This window comes from Simplicispira lacusdiani (assembly GCF_003604195.1).
In the GTDB taxonomy this organism is placed as follows: Bacteria; Pseudomonadota; Gammaproteobacteria; order Burkholderiales; family Burkholderiaceae_C; genus Simplicispira; species Simplicispira lacusdiani.
The window spans coordinates 1-1,126 of the sequence record NZ_QXGR01000034.1; the positions used below are offsets into that span (position 1 = coordinate 1).

1 protein-coding gene is annotated in these 1,126 nt (G+C 32.9%); it reads right to left on the minus strand.

All coding sequences use genetic code 11. The annotated features are described in order from the left end of the window. Positions 1–340 precede the first annotated feature (340 nt). The coding region (locus tag D8S75_RS18020) for a Ty1/Copia family ribonuclease HI (protein ID WP_198673239.1) at positions 341–1,126 on the minus strand (786 nt) is incomplete at its 5' end.

The following is a 1,126-nucleotide window of genomic DNA, read 5'->3' on the forward strand; positions in this document are numbered from 1 at the left end:
ATTTTGATGTAATTGTTGGGATTCCATTGTGATTAAGGCTATAATATTAGGTATGTAGATATACTAGAAGTTCTCCTCGAGGATTTAGGAATCCATAAAAGGGAATCTGCAATTCTACACAATTCTATAAATATTATTATCATCGTTTTATATGTTAATATTCATTGATCCTATTACATTATCAATCCTTGCGTTTCAGCTTCCACTAATTTAGATGACTATTTCTCATCATTTGCGTCATCTTCTAACACCGTATATGATAATATACTAGTAACGTAAATACTAGTTAGTAGATGATAGTTGATTTTTATTCCAACATACCACCCATAATGTAATAGATCTAATGAATCCATTTGTTAGTTAATAGTTTAAATGTTTTTATCGGAAGAGGTTTTGTCATCACATCAGCAATGTTCTTCTTGGTCTCGATGTAGTATACGTATAAATTATTACCTGATACTTCATCTCTAAGTCTCATTGCCTTTGTGCCAAAAAATCTGTTTCTAAATTTCTCTTCATTTGTAGACTTAATTATACTGATCGTTGATCTACTATCAGTAAGTAAGCCTTTAATAATTGGTTTCTTGTTAAGTTCTTGCACAAGGTGACTGAGGTTATTCAATAGCGGTATAGCTTCACTGACTGCGTGTATTTCTGCTTCTGTAGTTGAAGTGCATGTTAACGAAGCCTTTGTCGACTTTCCTCCAATCACTTTTCCGTTGAGTAGGAAAATGTTACCAATTTGTGACTTGTAATATGGTTGGTTACCATATGAAGCATCGCTTATTGCGACTAGTTTATTATCTGGCTTGGTAGGTTTGTTTTTGTGCCATATTAATTGTTTATCTCTAGTGTCCCACATGAATTGTATTAACTCATATGTCATGTCTAAAACTTGCCTAGAGGGGAATAGTATATGTTGAGCAAGTGTGTTGATGTAGTATAGTAAGTCAAATCTAAATTTATATCCAACATATGAAGCTAGACCAATCAACTTTTGCATTTCATGTACTTTCTCTTTGTATTCATCTTCATCTATTTCTAGTTCATCCTGGTCTATATAATGACCTGGTTGACCTGGAGCTCTAAGTTTCTTTCCTTTTGGGTTCAAAGGTACGTTTAGTTT